The organism is Dictyobacter vulcani, from assembly GCF_008974265.1.
GTDB lineage: Bacteria > Chloroflexota > Ktedonobacteria > Ktedonobacterales > Ktedonobacteraceae > Dictyobacter > Dictyobacter vulcani.
In genome coordinates, this window is record NZ_BKZW01000001.1 from 780953 (window position 1) to 802264 (window position 21312).

At 43.2% G+C, this 21312-nt stretch carries 20 protein-coding genes; 14 read left to right on the forward strand and 6 right to left on the reverse strand.

The window, feature by feature from the left end; all coding sequences use genetic code 11:
- Positions 1-3: 3 nt before the first annotated feature.
- Positions 4-1905, reverse strand: coding sequence for an NACHT domain-containing protein (locus KDW_RS03265; RefSeq protein ID WP_151754638.1), 1902 nt, complete (start codon positions 1903-1905; stop codon positions 4-6).
- 593 nt (positions 1906-2498) lie between these two features.
- Here KDW_RS03265 and KDW_RS03270 point away from each other — a divergent pair.
- The 6 genes from KDW_RS03270 (at position 2499) to KDW_RS03290 (ending at position 7168) form a co-directional block, all read left to right on the forward strand.
- Positions 2499-4139 carry an IS1634 family transposase gene (locus tag KDW_RS03270; RefSeq protein ID WP_151754429.1) on the forward strand — a complete coding sequence of 547 codons (1641 nt, stop codon included), beginning with the start codon at positions 2499-2501 and terminating at the stop codon, positions 4137-4139.
- A gap of 284 nt (positions 4140-4423) precedes the next feature.
- Positions 4424-4633, forward strand: a complete 210-nt coding sequence (locus KDW_RS35750) for an LEM-3-like GIY-YIG domain-containing protein (protein ID WP_371876232.1) — start codon at positions 4424-4426, stop codon at positions 4631-4633.
- Positions 4630-5295 carry a helix-turn-helix domain-containing protein gene (locus tag KDW_RS03275; protein WP_151754639.1) on the forward strand — a complete coding sequence of 222 codons (666 nt, stop codon included), beginning with the start codon at positions 4630-4632 and terminating at the stop codon, positions 5293-5295. The genes KDW_RS35750 and KDW_RS03275 overlap by 4 nt, the downstream gene beginning before the upstream one ends.
- A 114-nt stretch (positions 5296-5409) precedes the next feature.
- Positions 5410-6255 carry a hypothetical protein gene (locus KDW_RS03280; RefSeq protein ID WP_151754640.1) on the forward strand — a complete coding sequence of 282 codons (846 nt, stop codon included), beginning with the start codon at positions 5410-5412 and terminating at the stop codon, positions 6253-6255.
- 78 nt (positions 6256-6333) lie between these two features.
- Positions 6334-6930 (forward strand): hypothetical protein, encoded by a 597-nt coding sequence (locus KDW_RS03285; RefSeq protein ID WP_151754641.1) that lies wholly within the window; start codon positions 6334-6336, stop codon positions 6928-6930.
- Positions 6931-6949: 19 nt separating this feature from the next.
- Positions 6950-7168: a type II toxin-antitoxin system HicB family antitoxin gene (locus KDW_RS03290; protein WP_151754642.1), complete on the forward strand. Its 219-nt coding sequence runs from the start codon at positions 6950-6952 to the stop codon at positions 7166-7168.
- Between the two features lie 279 nt (positions 7169-7447).
- Here KDW_RS03290 and KDW_RS03295 read toward each other — a convergent pair whose 3' ends face one another.
- Positions 7448-8176: a hypothetical protein gene (locus KDW_RS03295; RefSeq protein WP_151754643.1), complete on the reverse strand. Its 729-nt coding sequence runs from the start codon at positions 8174-8176 to the stop codon at positions 7448-7450.
- A 17-nt stretch (positions 8177-8193) separates the two neighbouring features.
- Complete coding sequence (locus KDW_RS03300) at positions 8194-8706, reverse strand: hypothetical protein (protein ID WP_162004910.1); 513 nt, start codon at positions 8704-8706, stop codon at positions 8194-8196.
- Positions 8707-9063: 357 nt separating this feature from the next.
- Between KDW_RS03300 and KDW_RS03305 the strand changes: the two genes are divergently transcribed.
- The 8 genes from KDW_RS03305 to KDW_RS03340 all read left to right on the forward strand — a co-directional run bounded on the left by KDW_RS03305 (position 9064) and on the right by KDW_RS03340 (position 15843).
- Positions 9064-10206, forward strand: a complete 1143-nt coding sequence (locus KDW_RS03305) for a tyrosine-type recombinase/integrase (protein WP_151754645.1) — start codon at positions 9064-9066, stop codon at positions 10204-10206.
- 454 nt (positions 10207-10660) lie between these two features.
- The gene (locus KDW_RS03310; RefSeq protein WP_151754646.1) at positions 10661-11023 is read left to right on the forward strand and encodes a helix-turn-helix transcriptional regulator; all 363 of its coding nucleotides are present in this window, start codon (positions 10661-10663) and stop codon (positions 11021-11023) included.
- A gap of 249 nt (positions 11024-11272) precedes the next feature.
- A complete protein-coding gene (locus tag KDW_RS03315) occupies positions 11273-12775 on the forward strand; it encodes a tetratricopeptide repeat protein (protein WP_151754647.1) in 1503 nt (500 codons plus the stop codon).
- A complete protein-coding gene (locus tag KDW_RS03320) occupies positions 12769-13506 on the forward strand; it encodes a tetratricopeptide repeat protein (RefSeq protein ID WP_162004911.1) in 738 nt (245 codons plus the stop codon). The genes KDW_RS03315 and KDW_RS03320 overlap by 7 nt, the downstream gene beginning before the upstream one ends.
- Positions 13503-13778 (forward strand): AICE-type RepA C-terminal domain-containing protein, encoded by a 276-nt coding sequence (locus KDW_RS03325; RefSeq protein ID WP_151754649.1) that lies wholly within the window; start codon positions 13503-13505, stop codon positions 13776-13778. The genes KDW_RS03320 and KDW_RS03325 overlap by 4 nt, the downstream gene beginning before the upstream one ends.
- Before the next feature lie 295 nt (positions 13779-14073).
- Positions 14074-14817 carry a TIGR04255 family protein gene (locus KDW_RS03330; protein ID WP_151754650.1) on the forward strand — a complete coding sequence of 248 codons (744 nt, stop codon included), beginning with the start codon at positions 14074-14076 and terminating at the stop codon, positions 14815-14817.
- The gene (locus tag KDW_RS03335; protein WP_151754651.1) at positions 14817-15380 is read left to right on the forward strand and encodes a hypothetical protein; all 564 of its coding nucleotides are present in this window, start codon (positions 14817-14819) and stop codon (positions 15378-15380) included. Before KDW_RS03330 ends, KDW_RS03335 begins: the two co-directional genes overlap by 1 nt.
- 4 nt (positions 15381-15384) lie before the next feature.
- Positions 15385-15843 (forward strand): hypothetical protein, encoded by a 459-nt coding sequence (locus KDW_RS03340; protein WP_151754652.1) that lies wholly within the window; start codon positions 15385-15387, stop codon positions 15841-15843.
- Positions 15844-16269: 426 nt separating this feature from the next.
- Here KDW_RS03340 and KDW_RS03345 read toward each other — a convergent pair whose 3' ends face one another.
- Genes KDW_RS03345 through KDW_RS03355 form a run of 3 tightly spaced genes read right to left on the reverse strand, consistent with a single transcriptional unit; the run spans position 16270 to position 21310 of the window.
- Positions 16270-17745 carry a hypothetical protein gene (locus KDW_RS03345; RefSeq protein ID WP_162004912.1) on the reverse strand — a complete coding sequence of 492 codons (1476 nt, stop codon included), beginning with the start codon at positions 17743-17745 and terminating at the stop codon, positions 16270-16272.
- A complete protein-coding gene (locus tag KDW_RS03350; RefSeq protein ID WP_151754654.1) occupies positions 17742-19367 on the reverse strand; it encodes an AAA family ATPase in 1626 nt (541 codons plus the stop codon). Before KDW_RS03350 ends, KDW_RS03345 begins: the two co-directional genes overlap by 4 nt.
- Positions 19355-21310 carry an HsdM family class I SAM-dependent methyltransferase gene (locus KDW_RS03355; RefSeq protein ID WP_151754655.1) on the reverse strand — a complete coding sequence of 652 codons (1956 nt, stop codon included), beginning with the start codon at positions 21308-21310 and terminating at the stop codon, positions 19355-19357. The genes KDW_RS03350 and KDW_RS03355 overlap by 13 nt, the downstream gene beginning before the upstream one ends.
- Positions 21311-21312 lie beyond the last annotated feature (2 nt).

Here is a 21312-nt window from a genome sequence, read left to right on the forward strand (position 1 = left end):
TCTCTACTCCTTTTCCAGCGCAAGTCGTGCAAGGTAAATCCCAACAAAGGGATGACGCCACGTCCAAACTTTTCTCGGTTCCCATTCGCTAATTAAACCAGCAGACTGAGCTTCTTGATATAGGTCCTCAGATACCGCTCTTCCTTCAAGTCGGCAACCTTTTCGCCCAACTTCTTTCCAAATACGATAATCAAATTGAGCATCTCGGGTCAAATATGCAATTCGTGCAATTTCTTCAAGGGCTTCAGAGATGTGTTCCTTTCCCCATTCAGGTCTACGTTTCTGTACTTTAACTGAAAACCACTCTAGAAAAAATTTAGCTAAACAGAGGAAAGCATGTTCTTCTCCATCAAGGAGGCAAGCCTGTTGTGCTTTAGGGAGTTTGCGAAGAGCATACCACATTGCAGGATGCCTCAATGCATCAAGCGTCGCATGGTGGATAGGAGGTTCAAACGCCTGAAAGTTAAGAGGTAAAGTCATCGTAGGATGAGATTGATCGGAAAGTGTCTGCTTAAAACGCTCAAGATAAGGGAACAAAACCTGCTCAACAGCTTGAAGCAGTTCATTTGTTGAATAATCACTAACAGAAAGAATATGCGCATCATTTTCTTTCATCTCCGCCCACAAACTAATATTCAGAAAATTATCTAATAAACTACGTTCACGGCAGGTAACGATAAGTGTAGCATCTGGCGGTTCGATCTTTCCCGTTTTTGCCTGTTGGAATTGTAACTCTCTTTCTTTTTTCCAAAACCAGCTAATAATCTGACGCAGAGGCTCGTACCCATGAGTCATTTCATTTTTTTCATCTAGCCCATCAATTCCCAAACATAATACAGGATGAACATTAGGGTTGGCAATCATTATTCTCTGAATGACTTGCTCCATTGGTTCAGTCCGTTTTTCCTCTGGAACACCCATCCATTCACCAACGATCCACGAGAGAGATTGTACAGATCGCAACGGAATAAATGCGGTAGCTGCACCTCCTTTCTCATCGACTTCTTCTAAAATATTTTGTAATACATGCCAAGCAAGGACACTTTTTCCACTCCCACCAGGTCCCTGAAATATGAGAAATGAATGCTGTTTAAGCATTATCATAGCCTTCTCTAGGAGTGCAGTTCTCTGAACAGGCATTTCTCGTAAGCCAAGTATATGCATCACATCCTTACGGCTATACGAAGTGTATTCTCGAATAGCCGTTCTGGTCAATTTTCGAAGATGAGCATAGCTACAAAATGCCTTGACGAGATCTTCTTCATAAATCGGCTGGGCGTAATGCTTTGTTGCTCGCTCGACAAGCATTCCAATAAGTCTATATAAACCTCGTTCGAATTCCTCTTCGCTAACACCATAGTCATTAGCAAACGATCGTAGAGCAGCTTCAAAAGGTGAAAAGTCATATCTTTCAAGAATCTCTGTTTTTTGTAAAATATCATGCAGTTCGGCTTGTTCAAAAAGCGGATGTTTACGTCGTCCTTCAGGCTGAGTCAGTACTGGGTATAAAGTGGAGCTGATAGAACGATTTGTAATCACACGGAAAAGAAGCTTATGTGCTCCAGCAGGCCATTGTGCTAAACCACGGAGAAAGCCTTCACAGATCTCGGCAAGTTTACCTGGCGTAATAGGATCTCTTTCTGGATTTTGTGAATATTTAAATTGTATCAAAACATATGTATCAGGTTGATCAACGCCCAAACGGTGCGCTAAAGCATCAACATCATTTCTCTCATGATAAACTTCTCCATCATGAATAATTGCTAATAATGCTTCTAAATTATCATGCTCAACTGGCACCTTTGGGCTTTCAGCCATTGCAAGGAGGCTTAAAGTACCAACCACTTGATAAAGAAAACCAATGAGAGCAACTTGTCCACCGTCAAACTTCTGCATATTTGCCATTGAGCGATCTCACCTTACTTGATCAAGTATCACTAGTTACCTGTGTCTCAAGCAAATTATAAAAGAAACATTTCTATCGTTTTCTATTTTAAAATATTTAAATACAAGAATATCATAATAAAAAAACAAGTTCAAGAATGAAAACAAAGTGGAGCATACACCGCACCAATAATCAAATTGACAACACTACTTGAGTATTTCTTAAGGATTCATAAAATACTATCTATTGCCTATCTTAAAGTGCATCACTGAGGTTTAGCAAATTGTGTATCTCATAAACCCTGTTTCATTATGATGCTTTACTAGAAAAGAAAGGCTATGGTATATTATAGCCAAAAAAACTTTTTGGCTATAATATACCATAGCCTTTATACAGGTGGCACAAGCAAACGGTCAGGCAGAGAAAGGCTTGGCATACGTATTTTATCACCACATACTTTCAGTGATATACAAACACTAAAATAGATCGTATTTCAATTGGGGCAAAGCAAAAAAGAGCATAGAACATTGGATCCCACATTCCGCAGGGTAATTGACAGGAAATCTAAAATTCGATAAGGTAGTCTCAGCACAAAAAGGAGCAGAAAAAGAGCATGCAACGAGCTGAGGATTACCAGAACGAACGGTTGGATCATTTGGGTATTGTCGCGGGAGTCTGTCAGGAAATAGGCTTGGCCGCGTGGTTGGATGCCTTGGAACCGAAACAGCAACGTGTGGTGAGTTATGGAACTGCAACCGTCGCCATGATTCTCAACGGCTTGGGTTTTGCCAATCGCCAACTCTATCTGGTCCCACAATTCTTCGAGAACAAGCCGGTTGCCCACCTGCTGGGAGCAGGTATCAGCGCTGATATGCTCAACGACGATTGCCTGGGACGTACCCTGGATTGGCTCTACGCGCAAGATGTGACCACCGTGTTCGCTGGCATCGCCCATCAGGCCCGCCAACGCTTTGGGGTGAAAGCACGGCATCTTCATGTGGATACCACTTCCTTTTCGGTCAATGGAGCCTACGAAACCAACCAGGAAAACGAGCACGTGATTGCCATTACCCATGGCTACTCGCGGGATCATCGCGAAGATCTCAAACAGTGGATGTTGGCACTGGCGACCACGCATCAGGGAGATATTCCGCTCTTTTTGCAGCCTCTTTCGGGGAACAGCAGCGATAAAGAGAGCCTGGTTAAGGTTATTGCGGATCTGCATGCTCAATTGCGGCAGCAAGAGCCCGAAGAAAAAACCATCTACGTCTCCGATAGTGGTCTCTACAGTACGGCAAATGTGCGCCAGCTCAATCAAGCTGGGGTGAGGTGGGTCAGTCGTGTTCCTGAAACCAGCAAAGAAGCCAAAGCTGCCGTGATCCAAGCCGAGGATGCGTGGCAGCCCAGCGCTGATGGGACACGCAGCATGATTGTGCAGCAGATGGATCTGCCGCAAGGACCGGAGCGTTGGATCGTGGTTCGCAGTGTCGATGGGGTCAAGCGCGCGTTGCAGACGGCTCGCAAGCAAGCTGACAAGCAGGTAGACGCGTGGGCAAAGAAGTTGTGGCATGTGAGCACCAAGTCGTTTGCCTGTCGAGAGGATGCGCAACAGGCCTGGGAGCAGAGCTTGAAAGGCCTGCCGGAGTGGCTGGAAGTCTCGGTGGAACTCAAGAGCCAGGCGGTCTTTGAAGGACGAGGCCGTCCTGCTCGGGATGCGGAGCCAAGCGGGCTGCGCTGGAGTGTCACATCGCAGGTCATCCTCAACGAAACGAAGCTGCTGGCCTACGCTCAGCGCAAAGCCTGTTTTGTCATCGCCACCAATGTCGTGGATGAAGCGGACACCTCCAATGAGGAGGTGATCAGCCTGTATCTGGAGCAGGGCAGCGTAGAACGGGGCTTCCGTTTCTTGAAAGATCCCTTGTTTCTGGCCTCCTCGGTCTTTGTAAAAAAACCAGAACGCATTGTGGCATTGAGCTTGATCATGGTGCTCGCGTTGTTGGTGTACCGTCTGGCTGAACATCGCTTGCGTGAGCAATTGCTGGCAAGCGGGCAAACGATCCCCAATCAAGTCAACAAGCCTACGGCTCGACCAACGATGCGCTGGGTGTTCCAATGCTTTGAAGGCATTGAATTGTTGCAGATCCGCACAGGAACCAGAACGGAGTCGGTTGTCCTCCGCTTGCAGCCACTGCATCAAAAGATCCTTTCGTTACTGGGACCAGCCTATCAACAATTCTATTTTTTTTCAGATTGAAACTGCGGAATGTGGGTTGGATATGAAGGCCAAGATATTAAAAGTCGAAGTCAAAAAAATCCCTACCTCATGGGCTGCGCGCTTCATTCATTACTCTTTCTCTTGGAGGTGAGGCAACACTGACCCCAAGTACAATATGCAGCCAGGCACGACAACCCATGCGCAGCCGAACACACTCAGAAGCACAAACTCAGCCTAGATGATAATGCTATCAATGATGGTAGACCCTATCCTCGTCTTTCTTCTCGTTAAGTAGCGCACTCTATGGAAGGAGATCCATGCTAATGACGTACTTCTCGAAATATTACGTATACACATTAGCCTATCCAGACGGTCACATTTTCTATGTAGGAAAGGGACAAGGAGATCGCATCCATCAACACGAGAAAGAAGCTCAGCGATATCGGTATTCCTATACTGCACATCCCACCGGGATAACAAGTGATAAAATTCATGCCATCCTCCAGATTTGGGCTTCGGGGGCACTGTTGTGAAACAGAAAATCTTTGAAACAGATGATGAACACGAAGCAAATGCCTATGAAAAGCAGTTCATCGCCCAATGTGATCAACAGTACCTCACCAATCGTACAAAAGGTGGAGGACCAGAATTTAGCAAGCGTGATCCCTATGCCAGGATCAAATACCGCCACTTGTACTACTCCCCTCCTGAAGCGCGTGAAAAGTTAGGGATCTCGTCTCATGTCTGGGTTAATCTCGCTCACGCCAATGTCCTCAAATTCTATCAAGTCGAAGGGTGCACGCTACCAGTTCTGAGTCGTCAAGAAATTGATGCGTTTGCAGAACGTATTCAGAAGGAAACATATCCCATTGAAGTTTGGGAAATGCCGTCACGCACACAAGCGGTATCTTCTATAAATGATACGCCTTCTCTCCCTACACCGAAGGAACAACCCTACAAAAGTCGATTAGAGATGCTCCAAGATGCGAAAACGTTCGCGCTAGAGCAGGCACAACAAACAGAGCCATCGTATCTCTGTTATATGATTGGTGCATATGAAAAAACAGCCGAGGGACATGGACAACCTGTACAAAGGTGGGAAATACACATACAGGTACATGAGGAACAGCTTATCTACACAGTAGAATTCCAACAAGGTCGATTTGTGCTCATCAAGATATCCATCACACCATAATTGCATGCTATAAATACAAAACAATCTTTTTACCGATAAAGAAATGCTGACACTTGACATGCTTGTCAACTTTCTGTATCCTTCGAGAAAGAAACCTATGTCGGAGCAGATACAATGAGAACACAATCGATTGATACCTCCCCAGAATTCGAGCGGATACAGATTGATCGCATCCGTGCATTTTCCGCCGCCAAAAAGTTCAGATCGGTCTGCAGTTGGACACAATCCATAACATACGCCAATCTTGAGACAACTCATGGATCTTCTCTTCAGGATCGTATGGTGGCATTTGTTGCTCGCGAATATGGGAATCACCTTGCACACATCTTTGCCAATGCGATTGAAACGCAACAAACCTGGAACCTCCAGGCACCTGACATTCAGGAGGCTGTCCGCCCGATCATCGAGATCGCAGAACAGCTCAAAGTTCCGACCCTAATGATGGGCTCTGTGGCAAACTCAATCTACGGCTTGCCCAGATCCGTACAGGATGTCGACCTCCTAGCCGATTTCAACGGAGACCACCTTGCTTTTCTCTTTGAGCACCTAACACACGATTATATTTTCGATCCAGACACAATCACCCTGGCTCTCCTCCAGCATACACCTTTCAGTGTGCTGCATCTCTCGCGGCTCATCAAAATCGATATCTTCCTACCCTCTACAGTGCTTGACAAAGCGGTCTTAGCACGTCGACAGCCCCATGTACTCATCGAAGGAAGAGCCCCATTTTTTCTCGCATCTCCTGAAGACGTGACACTGCTCAATCTCTTAAACTATCAAAAACAGGGAAACACCGCCGATGATCAATGGAACGATATTTTGGGTCTCCTCAAGGTGCAAGCACCAACCATAGATGTCACCTATCTGAGTCAACAAGCAGCAATGCTAGGCATTGCAACCCCTTTATCACAAGCGCTTCTCGACGCTGGCATTCATAGTAACACATCAGCCAGATAGTCTCACGCAACATCATGCGCACTGCAGTTCTGTAGAAGGTCTCGCGGAAAGATTCCGCTTCACAGGAAGGAAACACGAATGTCCTCGGCTTCACCAATGAATACTCCAGAGATTATTCAAGCAATTAGCCCTCTCATTGATGCCTTTGATCGCTTTAACATTCCCTATTTTATTGGCGGATCAGTGGCGAGTTCAATTCATGGAAGACGGCGAGCGACCCAGGATGTTGATATCGTGGCGGCCATTCAACGTCACCATGTCCAAGCGCTCGTGAAAGTGCTTGAAAATGACTATTATATCGACGGTACGATGATCCGAGGAGCCATTGTGAATCAATCTTCATTCAACGTGCTCCACAACGATACGGGCGTCAAAGTTGATGTGTTCGTGTTGAAGTCAAGCGAGTTTGCACGTCACGAACTCGGGCGTGCGCGGGAGGAGGTAATTGAACAGGGGAGCCGCCCTTTCTATGTTGCCTCGCCAGAAGATGTCATTCTCACGAAACTTAATTGGTGGAAAATGGGAGGGGGAATATCTACACGACAATGGAATGATATTGTTGAAGTCATCAAGCGCACGGGAGATGCTCTCGATATAGTGTATTTGAGGCAATTCGCGCCCCATCTTGGCGTCACAGATATTCTAGAGCAAGTACTCATTGATGCTGGGAAATAAACCATCAGAGAGAAGCCTCATGGGAACCAAGCCACTGCGCTACTCAATGAACATCCAATGGAGCGAAGAGGATCAGGTATACATTGTCACAGTTTCAGAGCTTCCAGGATGCAAAACCCATGGAAAAACATACGTCAAAGCCGTCAAAAAAGGTCAGGATGCAATAGAAAGTTGGATTGAGGCAAACAAAGCATGGGAGCGTCCAATCCCTGCTCCAAACATTATCATGACCGCATAAAATACATACCACATACGATCAACAAGAGAGGCTGAAAAATAATTTTCCTCCATTATCTGTATCGAGCCCCAGGATGGAAAAAGGGAAGAACTCGCGTGCCTGCCGCAATTTTCACTCAAGCAGTAAAATCTTATGAAGTTGCTGTAGAGCAATATGCGCAACAACTCATTCAGACCTGCAAGCGAATGTATGCCCTCGAAGAATAACACAGAAAGTATGCCTCACCAGAGACCCAGGGAGAGCAATCTGAAATCACTCCTTGGAATATGTCCAAAGGCTCTACATTATGAGAGGCTTTTTACTATCCTTTTTGTTTCCTTTAGTATTTGGTGTAGCCTTAATAGCAGGACGCCAAGTCAAAAAGTCTCTATGTACTCCTTCTTCATCTGTAAAGCTAGTAACTCTTGCATGTTTATTTGCAGGTTTCTCAACTAAAGAAAATTCTTTTAAATCTACGTGTACAATTTCTCGTACACATATTTCTCCCATATAAGGCTTCCCTACTAAATGGTCACATTCACCATACTCTTGCTTACAAATAGAACATCTGGCTTCTTTGATTATCATGCCAGGGCTAGCAAACATTTGTTTAGGAAACAAGTGATGTTCCAATATAGAGAGGTGGCTACTATAATTGTCCAGATGACTCGCTACTGAATGGGCCTGCATAGCAGTTTTAACAGCCATCTGAGCATTTACAAGGCAATCCCACGCGAGGCCTGCATCATCATCCTTTAAGGCAATCCACATACTCAATTCATTGCTGATAGCATTTATTATTTCTTGGAAACTTAATAACTTATTCGCTGAATCTTCAACTTCATACGAAACAGCTTTCTTTTTCAATGTCTGCGCTTTTGCCTCTAGCTCTTTCAATTTTTCTCGTGCCTGGGCTTGAAATTCTTTCGCCCTGGTGGCAAAGCAAAAATTTTGGCACTCGTTTAGCAAAACTCGCCATTCATTCTCAAATGCATCTATCTCTTCAGAAATTGTGATTTTTCCATTCACATTAAACTCCTCTTTAGCTACTCATCCATAAGATTAATTATATCTTCTGGTTTTATTTCCCTTAACTCTTTCGGAGAGCATTTTATAGTTAGGCGCCTGAAAGTCTTTTTTTTGCTCTTCTTATTCTTTTCCACTATTTCAGAAACAAAATCGAGTGTTACTTCCCCATCATCATGTTGATGTCCTTTTAAAACATCGTAAAGATAGCTAGAAATAAGATTGAGAGTTATGGGGATTGCTGTATTTGTTAGCATCCACGTGCTTATATATATGACAGGGCCTACCCACTCCCATGACTTTCTCGACTCTAGAGGTATTTTCGTCCCTTGCTTTTCTATCCTAGTTTCCACTATTCCATTTTGCCGCCAAAGGCTTCTAATTGTTGGGGTTGAACTTTCATTTACAAGTTCTTCAACAGAAATAGCAGTATCGAAGTTTTTAGGTAAAATAGCAAGCTCGGTTGGAGGCGTAAGGCCGAGTTCTAAAGCCTTTTTCTCAACATCTACATAATCAACAACCTGGACCTTCATAGTGTTCGACCTTTCATGAAACACAATATCTGTGGCATCATAGCCTAAATTGTTCTTGTTTTCCACCCACATAATTAAAAGGACGTTATAGGTAAGCTAAGTTCAAACGTAGGAGCCATAACAAATGTGTTGCAAAATAAACAATACCCATCATTGAGATTAAAAAGGAGGGCCTCTTGTTTGTGCCCTCTAGATGTAGCATGACGAAAATGAATTTTAATTCACCTGTCGCTCCTATCTCTCTTTCTCCCGCTCTATCCAATCACATTTCAATCCACAAATATAATATAAAGAAGAGATGTGTATCTCTCCACAATAAAACAAAAACGAGTTCATTTCATATAAAGGATAGGATGAATGAAGCAGCGAGCAAACGGCGAAGGCACTATCTATCAACGAAAGGATGGAAGATGGGTCGCCTGCATTACCATTGAATATGGCAAACGGAAATCTCTCTATTTCAAAACGCAAAAGGAGGCAATACAAGCACTCAAGGATCTTCCTCATTGGAAAGGTCAAGATCCGTCTTTTATAGGAAAGGATCCAACCATTGAGTTTTTTCTCAAATTATGGCTTGAGGATATAGCCCAGCCACGCATACGAGAACGGACGTACCTTCGCTATCAAGGACTCGTTGAGCAACATATTATCCCTATGATTGGCACAATAAAACTACAAAAATTGATGCCGCAGCAACTTCAACAGCTTTATAATGAGAAACGGAGAGAAGGTTACGCCCCCCAAACAATCAAACATATTCATCGCGTGCTCCATCGAGCATTCCATGACGCACTTCGCTGGAACCTTATCGAGCGAAACGTATGCGATGCGGTCGATGCTCCTCGTGTTCCCAAATACGAGGCTCAAGTTCTCAACCATGTCGAAGCTTGTACATTTTTGCAAGCCGCCCAGGGCGATCCGTATGAAGCCATCTATGTCCTTGCGCTTACGACTGGCATGCGTCAAGGAGAATTACTAGGATTACAGTGGAAAGATCTTTCTCTCAATGGAGACAGGCTTCAGATCAGACGTACTATTGGTCGTATTGGAAAACAAGGCTTTATCATCGGTGAACCCAAAAGTGCAAAGAGCAGGCGGAACATCTATCTCACGGAAATGGCCATCAAAGCTCTCAAAAAGCATAGAGAACGACAGCAAGAACAACAACGCCTCGCAGGACCAGCCTGGGATGATCAAGGACATAGATGGATATTTTGTAATCAAATTGGTCGCCCTATAGAAGTGGGAAACATCATCCGACGATCATTCAAACCACTTCTGAAAAAAGCAGGAGTCCCAGAGATACGTTTTCATGACTTGCGGCATAGCACGGCCACACTGCTCCTCTCTATGAACATTCATCCAAAAATCGTTCAGGAAATGTTGGGGCACAGCAGCATCCATCACACCATGGATACATATTCCCACGTTCTCCCCTCCTTACAGAAGGAGGCAGTGACACAATTAAACTCCCTCTTTTCTACACAAATGCCCACCTGATTAGAGAGCCAGTCAAAAAACTGTATTTACTATTATCCGGATATTTTATAGACTGAGCCCGGTCATTACTCTTTGATTGGAAGTGAGGAGCAACATTCTTGTGAAAAAACTGCCGTTACAACCAGGACAAATTTCACAATCTCTAGTTTTTCACATCAATGAATAGGAGCAGAGGCAAGTAAAAAACACTTGATGTTTACATTATCAGAAGTTGCTGAGTTCTTAACGATTAGCCTGCAAAAAAACTCGTTGAATGATACACCAATGTGAAATACCCTCATTTTATCTCGGATCGCGTCGCGTTGTGAGCTTGGATGCACTGTAATACTACATTCGCGAACGAGAGATTGAGGAACAACAAAATTTATTGTCATTCCTCGAACGGTATTATGGCTCTTTTCGCTTTGGTAATCCACATCCAGAGATCCAACAAGCGCAAGAGAGGTTGAATGTAATGAAACAACTGCAAGGGCAAATACCATTAAAAGAGCAAGAGAGAGTGCCAATCGAGGCTGCTCTTTATCACATTACAATTACTGAGTCTGGGCGTTTAGAATGCACTCCACGCTGGTTGCTAAGTATGTCAGAGGTGGCGCAATTGCTCGGCATTAGCCGCTCATTCCTATGGGAACTAGCCAAAGAAGAAGGTTTCCCCTCATTTCACATTCATAATCGACAATATGTTCGTATTGAATCGCTTCTTGCCTGGATTCGTACAAAAGAGCATCCAGAGAGCGAACAATCGACACCAGTACCAAAAACCCAGAAAAAGAAAAGGTCTCAAAAAACTGAAACAAAGAGTCGGCACAATATCTAGGGAAGACTATTTTTCTCATCCTGAGTGGTCATGAAGGCTTGCTCAATATAATATTGCGATCCCTTAGGTGCTGCCTCTCTTTTTTTGATTCTAGTGATGATCTCCTGTTCAAATTATCAAGCAGGAGTTATCTAGCCATGTTTTCATCACCTATACATCAGTCACCATCAAAAGGGTATTGATCCTTCTAGCCTATAATTCGTGTAGTAGATCAATTAGCAAGCTAAAGCAAATAATAGGAGCATCTCAATGAATATTACTTCACTCATCCCTGATGGCTACAATGGGCCAATTAAGCAATTGCCCTGCCGCATCTGCAAGCATATCTTCTACCTTACCATGCTTGATTATCGTCAATTAGAGGATGTTTCCTACTGTCATGAGTGTAGCCTCATTCTTATGAAGGAGCTTGAAAAAACGCAGGAGAAGCCAGGCGGAATGTTTTCAACACGAGAGCCTATCTCTCCAATTCCTCCAACGCTGCCGCAGCTTGAACCAGAGATTATCTCTCCTCATCCGTCTATTCGTATCCCACAACCGCGAACTCTTAATCGGGAGAACATGACCATCGACCAATTGCTCGAAGAAGCGAAGATACTTGACAAAACCTGGCGCTATCAAGCCGCATTGATCTCATATGAACAAGCACTCCAGCGTGATCCCAGTTGCCTCACTGCTTTGTATGGCAAAGGCAAAATGTTGAAGAACTTATGTCGTCTAAAGGAGGCCTTAGCTGTTTATGAGGAAATTCTGTACGTAGATTCCTCTTCTGCTCAAGCATATATAGAGAAAGGTTGGACGCTCATCTTATTGAGAGACTATGAAGAAGCGTTGCCTACATTTGATTGCGCTCTTCAACGTGATCCATCTGCGCGTTCAGCCGAGAGTGGCAAAAACTTTATCATCACTCATATTTTTCATCATCGAGAACATGACAAGCTTTCCACCTCTCCCAAAAAACAAGCTTCTAGCACAAAGATTGAGACGAAATCGTGTCAATCCGCTCGTGATTATTTCGAGCAGGGCTGTGATCTGTTCAAACGCAACCGAGATGACGAAGCCTTTCGTGCTTTCACACGTAGTTTAGAACTTGATCCACTGGACCTCGATGTCTATGAGCACGTCAGTAGCCTGCACTTCGTCAGGGGGAATCATGAGAAGTCATTAGCTCTTTACGATCAGGCACTTCACCTCTTCCCTGAGTGCACCAAACTGCATGTAATGAGGGCGGATACCCTGCTTCTATTAGAACGCTATCAGCCAGCTTTAGAGGCTTGTAACCGAGCCATACAACTCGATGGCAAGTATACACATGCTTATAGAGTTAAAGGTGAGGCTCTTCATCATATGAAACGGTTTCAGGAGGCGATTGATGTCCTCGATCTCGCAATCAACCTGGAGCCAAACAGAGGAAAGCTTGCCTACAAACAGAAGGCGAAGGTGTTAGCAGACATCAGGAGGTATGATGACGCGATTGCGACGTACGATCAAGCGATCTGTCAGGACCCCTATGATTTGTTTTTGTACCAGGACAAAGCCAGACTGCTGGCACAAGTAGGGCGTGACGAAGATGCGCTGGAGACCTACGATCAATTTATCGAGCGCACTCCCTCGAGCTTCGAGGGATATCAGTGGAAGCTCTTCTTCCTTTCAGACCACAAACGATATGCAGATGGATTAGCAGCATGCGAACAGTGTATCGATCTTCATCCCCAATGGGCAGAGGGCATGAGGAACGAGGTCGCATGTTGAGTTATTTGGACCGCTATAATGAGGCCTTGGCCGCCTATGAGCAAGCGCTACGATTAGATCCTCAAGATGAGGATCTCTATCTCGCTCAAGCCCGTGTCCTCGTCTACCTGAAACGCTATGATGAGGCCTTGGCCACCTGCCAACAGGCCCAAGAGCTCGCCCCGACCAAACCATCTGTTTATAAAGAGAAGGGCAACATCCAGACCTCACAGCAACAGTACAAAGGCGCACTCGTTGCCTATCAAAAAGCGGCCCAGCTTGATCCGAAGGATGTCCTGGTGAATGAAAAGATTGGCGATACCTTCTGCGAGCTTAAGCGGTTCGCTGAGGCCACCAAAGCGTACGATCGTGCCCTTCATCTCAATCCAGATTTTATCAGGGCGTATAGTTCTCAAGCCCACGCCTTCAAAAAATTGGGGCGATATGAACAGGTACTCTCTATCTATAATAAAGCGCTGAAGAGGAGCCCGAAAAAGCCCTCGCTGCTAGTCGGCAGAGCCAGTGTGTTGAAGAAATTGCTCAGGTATGAGGAAGCCAATGATGATTATTCACGGGCAGAGCTTCTTAAGCCCGAATCTTTGTATGCTGTCATTTGCATCTTAGGAAAAGTCGACCTCAGGCAGGTGGACGAAGCAAAGACGCGACTGCAAGCAGCAGGCAAAGAACTCAGTGATGAGGCAATAGGTGCCGAGATCACGCTGATGCACCAGGAAAAAAGGACGCAGAGTTGAAAGCCTCGTTGCGCGCCTCCCCTCTTTTTCAGCCCGTCTGTTTATTGATGCAAGAGAAGCGGGAGTGGTCTGGAACAGCCAAACAGTTCAAGGAACTTCTCTCTAACCAGTTCCCCGATGCGTTTGCGAAGTGGTATCGGGCACCATCCAAATTTGTTGATGAGCTAAAAAGGATCGCCCCCGAGCTCCAGCAAGAAGGCGTTGAGGTTCGCATCCCCCCTGAGGCGATCTTGTTTACTCTGAAGAGAATGAAGACGAATACAACATCCTAAGCAAGATAAATGACGTATATTATTCCTGATTATCTTCACAGCGAGGATACATGAGAGGAAAAATTCGCTCAATAGGCAGAAGAACAAATCGTATGAGGCCAGGCAAAGAGGAAGATTTCTGGTGAGGCAATGCGACTTATATCCCTCGCAAGAGCTAATTAGCTAGAGCTAGGTATTATTGGTGATAGCAAATATCATTCTTGGCAGAGTATAATGAGATCACACACATTATATTTTTGAATGATAATTTCATATCCCAAATCAAATCTCAGGAAAGGCAACATCAGAGGTTATTATGCAGGAACAACGGCACTATCCAAATGCGCCTATCACAGAAGCTATTATTGATTTTAGGGTTACTTTGCCTGAGGATTTTTCTTTTGATCGTCTCTTAGCCATTCAAGACGAGATACAAGAGCTCTTCCCGACATCAGAGATTCTCCAAGCAAACACATTCCTAATTGAACCTGGATCAACTATGTCGGTAAATGCACAATCCCAAAAGAATGGTTTAGCATTTACAGGTAAAGATCAAAGAAAAAAAGTTCAAGTCACTCTAAGTGGTTTCACATTTAGCCATCTGGCTCCTTATTCATCTTGGAACAATTTTCATAAAGAGGCAAAACTATTATGGCAGATATATAAAAATATTTGCCAACCTATAAACGTGACACGAGCAGCAGTAAGATTTGTGAATCAAATCAATATTCCGGTACTAGAAAAAGTGGAACTCAATGACTACTTACGAACAGTTCCAGACGTATCTACTGATCTCACACAAGGAATGTTAAGTTCTTTCTTTATGCAATTGCAAATCCCTCAAACAGATCTGAATTGCATTCTTATTATTAATGAGGCTCTTGCGCCACAAGTCACTCCTGGGTTCATGAGTATCATTCTTGATATCGACTTATACCGCGAGCAACTATGGCAAAGTAATGATGAAAGTATCTGGACTTTTTTAGAGAAGCTTCATCTGAGAAAAAACCAGGTATTTGAAGCAAGTATCACAGACAAGACAAGGAGGCTATTCGAGTAATGATACAAATCGAAAAGGAAAAGAGTCCCTATACTAGAGCTATAAACCTAGGAGGGCTAACTACTGGCACGAGTGCATCAAGTGAAAGACTTCGAGAATCAGTCTTGTCTTCAGCTTTAGAGTTCTCTTGCGGCTCGTCAAGTTTTTTGACGGGTAACACTTTTTTATCACAAAGAGACTTTAGAAAAGTCTTTGAGAGAACCGTATCAGATACTCTCGCTGATATTAGCAAATTAGTTACTTTACAATCTGTAAAGCATAACTATGATGCATTACCTCCAACCTGGGATTCCGTGGCACATGCGCATAGCTGGATTCAACAACTACTTTGGGATATAATGTCTTTAAGGAAAGAGTGGATTAAACCAAATGTAACCGCTAGTGAAGATGGAGAAGTCGTATTTGAGTGGTGGAATAAGGAAAAGAAACTCACCATTTATATTGACGATCGACATGCGGAATACATAAAAGTCTGGGGCATAAACATAAACTCAGAGATGTCTGATGGCTCTGCTGATAGTATTAGTACATGCCAGTCACTCTGGTTATGGTTGATAAGCTAGTAGAATGAAAAACATACATATAGAGGACCACGAAGTCTTATTTCGTCGTGTTCCTAATACTCCAGATTATATTGTTCGTCGGGAGGGAATGGTTAGAATTAGCTCTCAAGCCTTTTCTGATCGATATTATAGGCCATCTGTAGATCGGGCGATATTACGAGAGAATAATCCGAAGCTGTGTCAGCAAAACGCAACAGATGCAGTCGTAAGCATAATCGCTAGGGATGTCCGTGGGATAGAGGGTATCCTCAAAAACAATGGTAATGAGCCTCCACAACAATATATTATTGATATAGAGTATGTTCCTATTGAGAATGTTCCAGGAAAACCAGATAATATTGCTCATGCTGAAATATTTACAGATCCTATATGTGATAAAAATATTTTCCGCAAGCTCAAAGAACGTTTAGCACAACTCGCTAATTTGAGGCTATGGGATGTTGACCCTCCTTCTACATTCTAGCTTATTGAAGAAAGCCGATCTTATTGCATGTATAAGTTAGTGTAGATAAATAAAAACTCAACTAATAAAAAGCCTTTGGATCAACACCAGAGGCTTTCTTTATTGGTGAGCATATTTACCTTGCATAGCTAATAAGTATACAACACTCCCTCCATCGCAAGGGTTTAAACCCACTCTAGTCCTGCAAATTATCTAGGCCAAATTTTGCATGTTGCCTAGCTTCTGTTTGTCGCAAGCTTTTCAAATATCCCTCCATTGTATCACCCCTTGTATGCATCAAAAGCGGCAATACATCAAGTGTTGTGTAAAGGCGTAGGATCTGTATGAGCAGGCAATGCCAATGTCATATTGAGTACATTAAAATTGAGGCTGCGAATGACAGCATAAAAGAGGAGCACACCACTCAAGTATATTGCCCTAAGCTTTCTAAGCTTCATCTACCTCATCTCTCATTGAAGAAGAGTTGCTTACAGTCCCTTTTACAAAACTTTTCAATTTTTGAGCTCTTTCAGAACGTTCTTTTTTTGTTCCACGATTATATCTCAGCCAAGTTTCAAGCTCATCTAATAGTGCCTGGTCTGGTACTCTATTGGATTTAGATTGTTCACCAACAGAAGGAAAATATTCATTAAGAATGGCTGCTAGTAACCATGTCATGACATATGCAAAAGGATCCTTCCCTATATCTTCATCATACAAGTTGTAGAGAAGTTGATCTAGAGTCTCAGTAATTGTAGTTAACATTTCGACATTTTGAATAGTTCCTTCTGCATCTCGTAAATATTGACGCACCCGACGAAAAAGCGTTTCACCAACCTTATTCGTCCATTCATATTCATTCCATCTACCAGGAATATCATACATATCATGCAACACCGTGGTAAGTTTATGCATATCAGTAGCATCTTCATTATCAGGTCTGGGTTTGAAATGACCAATTTTCACGTATGCAAATTCTATCTTTCCCTCAATTTTTCGTACAGGCACTTTTTCGAGTTCAATTTCTAAATATGCAGCAGAGCGTATTGCTTTACTATTACTACGATAGGGAAGAAAGACCTCGCTGAGTCGGCGTCGATTTCCATATTCCTTATCTTCAAAGGGATCTTTGTCACCATGAATACTGTTACATTGTCCGCAGATTGGCACAAGATTAAATGGATGAATAGCTAGATGAGGGTAGATTGATTTTGGAAGGTAATGCTCTATTTCTGTATGTATTTTCTGCCTAGAAACTGTATAATAGCCAGAGCCATCACAAACTGCACAGATATAGAGGCCACGATTCTGCTCTAGAAACGCGTCCAGAAAATCTTGCCGACCAAAGGCGGTTGCATCCGGTCCTGAAAAAAGCCCCCGACGAAATTTAGTATCACTACGTAAGTCTTTATAGAACTGGATAAGAAATGTGGCCCCTGCATCCTGCCATTCTATGCCTTTTTGATATAATCTATTCATAACTATATCAGTGCCCAGCATAAAGGCTTTCATCTGTTTTTGTAGTTGATCGCACCACTCAATCTTTATATGGGGCTTGTGTTTATCAACCTGCCCTGCCATTGCAAACATTTGTAGTGGGCCTCTCCTTGTCTTTGCAGACCAAATCCAATCCGCAATTTCAGCCTCTCGCCCACGGAATAATTGCTGAGGATACGCTTCTAAATATTGCTGGCACTTTGTCTGCAGAAATATGCGGCGCAGATCTTCCTGATGGCTCTTTTCTACATTCTCCCTAACCTTATCCGTCCGATACACTCTTGCTTTTTCTTGCAAGTACAGGTCATACTCATCCTGATGTATAAGTAATTCCGAAGCAGCATAATAAAGGAGAGCAATTTGTATATCCAGTAAATCATTTAGTCTCTTAAGAGTGATAGTGGGTAGTTCAATAGCATGTATCATGATTGTTGCCGCTCCAATTGCTGCAAACGACGTACTTCGTCTAATTGACGACGCACCAGAAATCGCCAATAACCAGGAGCTACATCCATAAGCAATACTTCTAAGGCTTTTACTCTGTCTTCTAGTTTTCTCAGTGCAAGAGCTCGGCTAATTTCTTTTTTGACACGCAAAATACCTTGTGCTCCAGTTGCTTGAGGTGCTCCAAAAATATTGATAAGTATATCACTAGGATCAGCAGCCAACGTCTCCATCTGAGGAAAAAGTGCTTCTTGTGTATAATCAGCATCACGGTATAAAACATGAATATTCTTACGAGGAACGTCGGTTAATGTGATGCTTGAATGAGAAGTAATCAATACATGGCTAGGACGCCCATGTAATACGTCATCAAGCATATGCACGATTTCTCGTTTCCAGAAGTCATTGAAATGCACCTCTGGCTCATCCAGCAAGATCAATGCTTCTTGATCACCTAACAAGGAAAAGAGGCAGAGACGACCAAGGAAACTTCGTTCACCGTCGCTGAACCACTCCAAAAGATGAAGTGGAGGAACAATATCATTTGTTACAGAACTAGTTCGTTCAAGGAACAAGTTAACTTCGCGTAGAATAGGCTCATCATCATTGGATTCACTCAATGCGGCTAGCTTTCTGAAAAGATTCAGTCCTGTACCTACAGGAGCAAAAATTTTCGCGATAGACGTGATAGGATCTTCTGAAAGATCATAAATGAGCAAATAATCAGTGCCAAAACGTAATTTCTGGTCTGCACCTTGTGCCAGTTGCGTGATAAAATTCCGCTGATCATCGCTAATCACACCAGTAATCATACGAAATTTCAGCGAAAAACCGCGTAACTCTTCAATACTAGCTTCGCGCATAGCTTGTTGAAGTCGGGCGCCTCTATTTGCTCGTAGTCTATTTTTATCACTAATGTCGGTAAGCAGCCCACACAGAATGACGAGCGGTAACTGCAATGTCTTTACGAAAAGGAATCCCTTAGATGTCAACGCCTGATCTTCCTCATTGGCCCTAATTTGGTTATCTTCTCTGCTCTCTTCATTGAAGGTTGGCACACCAGGCAGTTCTGTAAGATAGAGATCTGTCAGTTGCTGAAGATCTTCAGGTCCGAGTGTTTGTATCTCATTCGACTCTTTCTCAGTGACTGAATTTACAACGTTCCCTGTATCATTTACAATCTCTTCTTGAACATCTTCTAGCAGTGCCCATTCTCGTTCACTACCAGTAGTAAAGGCAATAATCAATTTAGGTAAGTATTCCAACGGAATAATACGCTTCTGCCATGTATTTTGCGTATTTTCTCTCAGAAGTAGATATGGCAACTGATCTCCAATTCCTTCAGCAAGATTGCTGATAGAAATCACTAACCCTTTACGTAGTTCATATGTGATTCTAAAACCAAATGGAAAATCCAATCGATCTTCAAGGCGTAGGAAAATTTCAGCAATGGTGCGTAAGAGAGTCGATTTGCCCGTTCCATTGACACCCACCAGAAAGTCGAGTGTATAATGGTTCTCTGCCTGTTCCGTAAAATCTATACTCAGCTCGTTTAAAACACGCATCCTTTTTAAGTAGAGTTCTATCAATCTCAAGGTTTCCACACATCTCTTTCTGTCACCCTACGATAATAGGAAACTTGCTTTTCATTTTCTAAAACTGTCACCTGTACAATCAAACCCATACCGAGTAATAACTCTAATGTTGATCTGGTATTTGCCTTATTTACAGCATGGACCATATCAGTAGTAAAATACGAAGCTGTAATATAGTCATCTACTTTATATATTTGTTTGCGTACCTTGGCCCATACAGCTTGTTGCTCAGGACTGAAAAACTTGTTATCACCTGCATCTTCGATTAATCTTGGTATTTTGCCTGCTTTCCCTTTTTGCTCATGAACTTGGTATAAATTTGGCGGTAGCTTTTCCTCCAGGATAGGCTTCAGTTCTAGCCTTCCCATAAAGGTATCTACGTGCCGATAGAATTTGCGGTTGTCCTTTCGGATATTACCTAATAGAACGCCTGGATGATCAATAACAGTAGGCTGTTTATCATCAGCTAGATCGAGATACATAGATGGAAGTAAATTCATGTTAGATGTATCTAATTCCTGGTAAGATACTGCTCTTCCTAAAACCCGTCCGTTAATATCCAAAGCAACGCGCTGGATATATGAATCCTCCTTGAATAATAGCTTTCCAGGAGGAATGGGTACATTTTCATCCAGTTCAATACCATAGCTCTCACGCAATAATTGTTCGGGCATGGCAACATACTCTGCCCTCAGTGATACATTATCCTCTCGATACAACTCGATCATAGCGGTGTGAGTGCACATTCCCAAATCATCTACTATGTGGACAAGGAGAAAACGAGATAATTTTTTAACGTTCTCCATTTCATGGAGGTACACTGAGCGTATATGAGTATGTTCCGTGCCTCCTAATATTACGCCGAGTTGTTTTGCTTTCAATGATACCCATTGTACCTGCAAGCAGGAAATGCCTTCCAACGTGATGACCTCAAGCAATGGATTTGTAGATGTTAGCGCCTGAGTAAGAAATTCTATATCATTGCCCTCTATCGGCGGATCGGTAGGGTCACGATGTGCTGAATAACCTGTATTTTCTACCTTGCAAAACCAAGTTGATAACTTCTCTGTTGGCGTTCTCTTGCGCACAAATAATAGACTGGTAACGACATCACTAAAGTATAGTGCCTGCGCAGGCAAGGATATAACTGCTTCCAGTTCATTGGACACAACTAATTCCCGACGTAATTGTTCCTCATCAGGGTTATTACTCATCAGAAGAGTCTCGGGTACTATAATCGCCGCCCGACCATCCACCTTCAACTTGGCTAGAGCCAACCATGGAAGGACAACCTCGCTACGATGCCCAATATCTCGCCCGAACACGCGATGAACAAGTTTGCTACTTATAGGCAAATTAAATGAAGGGGCCATCATTACACGGTCAAATGTTTCTTCAGCAAGGAAGCCTAAAGAAGCAACTATGTCCAAGACATTGCCTTGCTCAATATGAACATCTAAATCATGTAAAATTGCATTTGCCCTTGCAATATGTGCCCAAGATTTATCGATTTCAACACCGACCATCCTGCCCACAACTCCTGAAATACCACGTTTTCTTCTGATAAAAAATCCGCCACTCCCACATGTAAAATCGGCTAGCGTATCATCATGACCTACTTTTGTGATAGCGAGCATCATATCAACGACATGACGCAGGATAGGGAACGCTCCCTTACTTGCATTTCTAGATAAATGAAAAACTATATAGGGATCAAACAATGTAGCTTTGTTACTGTATTGTGATAATTCTTGCTGGATCGCCGATAGATCTAGTTGTTCTAGCAATGACGACTGTAGTGAGTATGATGCCTTATCGGGGTATGGGATATCATTAGTCAAGAAGGTTGCAATGTACTCAATAATTTCAAGGTCATTCTCTATTCCAGCTCTTCTGAATATTGACCAAATCCTATCCAACGAGTTCCGTATCGCATTACCTGTCTCAGTCATAC